This window comes from Micromonospora sp. NPDC048999, assembly GCF_040649295.1.
Taxonomy (GTDB): Bacteria; Actinomycetota; Actinomycetes; order Mycobacteriales; family Micromonosporaceae; genus Micromonospora.
Window position 1 is genome coordinate 1 of record NZ_JBEZFI010000093.1, and the last position, 3,398, is coordinate 3,398.

The window sequence follows — 3,398 nt, forward strand, 5'->3', positions numbered from 1 at the left end:
ATGGAAGCCCGGGGCATGGGCCGCACCATGAACACGCGCCTGTCCCAACAGGTACGCGGGAAGATCGCCGACCGCATCCGGCACCTCGCCGCCGAGACCGGTATCGCCGTGGTCACCGTCCCCGCCCGCAACACCTCCAAACACTGCCCCCACTGCCTGACCCCACTCCAGCACCGTAAAGCCCCTGACCAGCCGACCGCCGCGGGGTGGAAGTGGGCCGTCTGCCCGAACTCGTCCTGCGGCTGGCAGGGCGACCGCGACCACGGGGCCTGGCGGCGCATCGCCGCCCGCGGCCTCACCCACCAAGCCAAAACCGTCACCGACCCGGCCAGCGGACACATGATGATCCGCGCGGTCGTCGACACGCTCGAAGCCGCAGCCGTCGTTACCCCCACCGTTTCCAAGATCAGCCGGGTGGACCGGTCGAAGACCGGCCCCACCGCACGTAAGCCATCACGCCCCGCGCCCAGGCGACGCAGGGCACCCTCCCCCACCCGACCTCACGGCCGGGTAGGTAAGCGTCCGGAGGGACACGCACCAACGGACCGGAAACTGCCCCGCGCAGCCCACCGGCACCAGAACGTGACCACGACCAGCACACCCACCACCGGCCACCAGGCCCGAGGAGCAGCGCTGGGCGCAGGATTCCATCTCCACGCCCACGCCACCCCACCCAGGTGGGAAACGATCCCGGAAACTCACTCCGGCTCAGGATCGCTTAGCTGATCTGCGACGCTCAGCACACGGGTCGACTCGTCGTCCTCGGCGAGCCCGGAGCGGGGAAGACGGTGCTGGCAATGATGCTCACCCTCGGACTGCTGCGGCTACGTACGCCCGGTTCGTCGACCCCGGTGCTGCTTTCGGTCTCCTCATGGGATCCGGTCACGGAGCCGCTCGACACGTGGAGCGTGCAAACGTTGGCTTCCTTGTACTACAGCGGTCAGCAAGGCATTCCTCGTCTGCTGCTCGACCGTGGGCTGCTGCTGCCGATCCTGGATGGTCTCGACGAGATACCGGAGACGTCGAGTCGCAGCGCCGTGCGCGCGATCAACACGGCGGTCGGCAACGATCGGCCGGTCATCGTCACCTGCCGGTACACCGAGTACCAGGACGTCGTTCGGGGTGGTTCCCGCAAGCTGCGTAGCGCTCCGGTCATCACCATCGCGCCCTTGCCGTACACGGAGGTCGTCTCTTACCTGGACAGCATCGAGTGGCCGCCAGGCACGTCGTGGGCGGGCGTCATCGAACACCTACGGAGCCACCCGGACGGAGATCTCGCGGCCGCCTTGTCCACACCGCTGATGGTCTCCGTCGCGCGCACCGTCTACCACCAGGGTGGCGGTGATCCGGACGAACTGCTATCGATGCAATCGCGGCATGACGTTGAGGATCATCTGATCGATCGACTGATCGACGCGGCGTACGCCCCTGCTAGGGACCGCCAGGTGACACCAGAGCAGCGGGCCGAAGGCGCGATGCGGGCCGCGAAAGCACGACGCTGGCTGACCCTGCTCGCCCGCCACCTGCATGACCACCGCGAGCGCGACCTCGCATGGTGGCGGATCAGCCAGCGCATGCTCTCGCCGTGGGTGGCGCCCGGCGTTGCCCTCGCCGGCGGCTTGCTGCTGATGATCGTGACGTCCATTCTGCTCTCGCCGCTGCTGAACCGCAGGAACGCCAGACCCGAGGACGTTTTGGTTCCCAGCGTCATGGCCGGCGGCGTCTTCGTGGTCTTCGCGATCCTCGTCTGGAACGCGGTTGCCGCCCGGCCACCCGGCCGCCTGTCCTTCGCGGTTCGCGGCTCGATGGGCCGGCTCCGGCGCGGGTTCTGGTCGGGCGCCGCGCTCGTTGCGATCATCGGAGTTCCGGTGCTCGCCGGCTTCGCTGTCGCTCTCTTTGCGGTGTCCAGCGAAGGCTGGTCCTTCGGCTACCTGCGGGAATATCTCACCGGCGTGGTCGGCGTCCTAGTCAGCGCCACAGTGGTCGGCCTCGCGCTGGCCGCGCACAACTGGCTGGAGGCGCCGCCGTCACGTTCGGGACAAGCCAGCCCGGAAACATTCCTCCGGGAGGATCGCCGCTCGGCGGTGGTGGGCTCTGCGGCCGGCGGTCTGGTGGTGGCGGCCCTGCTTCTGCCAGGGGCTTACGTGGTCTCGGTGCTCGGCCCTCTGCTGAGCGACTCGCTCACCGGCTGGCCTGGTGCGCCTGGCAAACGTGACCTCGGTTACCTGTTCGAGCATCGCCGGGCATTCCTCAACCTGCCGGTAGTTGGTCCATCACAGATGGCACTGATGCTGCTCGTCCCCGGTGCTGTTGTCATGTCGCTGCTGCTGCTGACCCGGGCGTGGGTGCGGTTCGTCATCGCACGGCTGGTGCTCGCCGTCCGGGGCCGTCTCCCCCTGCGCCTCATGGGTTTCCTCGCCGACGCCCGATCGCGGCAACTGCTACGCCAGTCCGGCTCCGGTTACCAGTTCCGCCACGTCCGGCTGCAGGACCGCCTGGCCAGCGAGCAGATCACGCCACAGCCAGCGGGCCGGAAGGCACGCCGCCGGGTCGTACTCGCCGGTGGAGCGGGCGCGTTAGCGCTCGCCGCGCTGCCGCTGTGGTCGGCCCTGCCCAGGGACACTGCACGGCGTACCCTCCTCGCGGGCGAGGGCCTCAAGGGTGTCGTCTTCAGCCCGAACGGAGCGATGGTCAGCGCCTACGGCTACAACACCGTGTGGGTGTGGGAGACCGCGACCGGCGGCCGGATCGCGCAGATGGCAGTGGACGACTACAGCATTTCGGGCATTTCCTTTGGGCCGGACAGCCGCGTGATCGCGTCCGCGAGCTCCGATCAGATGGTCCGCGTGTGGGACGCGAGGTCCGGCCGTCACATCTACTCCTTCGCGCTGCTCAGCGACTCCAGCGAGCTGAGGTTCTCGCCCGACGGCAAGCGCCTGACCACAACCGGGTGGGGCGACAATTCCGCCCAGCTTTGGGATCTCACGAATGGGCGCCTGGTCATCGTGCTAGGCCGCGTTTCATAAGGCGCGGAGCCATTGGTTGATGGCGGCGATCGTGACGGTGGCTTCGAAGCGGACGGCGAGCTTGTCGTACCTGGTGGCCATGGCACGGTTCTGTTTGAGCTGGTTGATGCCGCACTCGACGGCGTGACGTAGCTGGTATTCCTGTGGGTCGAAGGCGGGTGGCCGGCCGCCTTTGGATCCCTTGGCCTTGCGGTGGGCGTCTTGGTCGGCCTTGCTCGGGATGCAGACTCTGATCTTGCGGCGGCGGGCATACCCGCGGTTGCCGCGGCTGGTGTACGCCTTGTCCGCCAGGACCAGGTCAGGACGGGTCCGTGGCCGGCCGCCACCGACCCGATACACCTTGATCCGTTCGAGGACCGTGATGAACTGCGG

At 68.1% G+C, this 3,398-nt stretch carries 3 protein-coding genes; 2 read left to right on the forward strand and 1 reads right to left on the reverse strand.

The features are described 5' to 3' along the window. Together AB0C02_RS33415 and AB0C02_RS33420 are read left to right on the forward strand one after the other, a co-directional pair. Positions 1-726, forward strand: a 726-nt coding sequence (locus tag AB0C02_RS33415) for a zinc ribbon domain-containing protein (RefSeq protein WP_357553210.1), incomplete at its 5' end; no start/stop codon positions are given. Between the two features lie 71 nt (positions 727-797). Continuing rightward, positions 798-3,026, forward strand: coding sequence for a hypothetical protein (locus AB0C02_RS33420; protein WP_357553211.1), 2,229 nt, complete (start codon positions 798-800; stop codon positions 3,024-3,026). Here the strand turns inward: AB0C02_RS33420 and AB0C02_RS33425 are convergent. Continuing rightward, a partial coding sequence (locus tag AB0C02_RS33425) for a transposase (RefSeq protein ID WP_357553212.1) occupies positions 3,021-3,398 on the reverse strand: 378 nt, incomplete at its 5' end. The genes AB0C02_RS33420 and AB0C02_RS33425 overlap by 6 nt on opposite strands.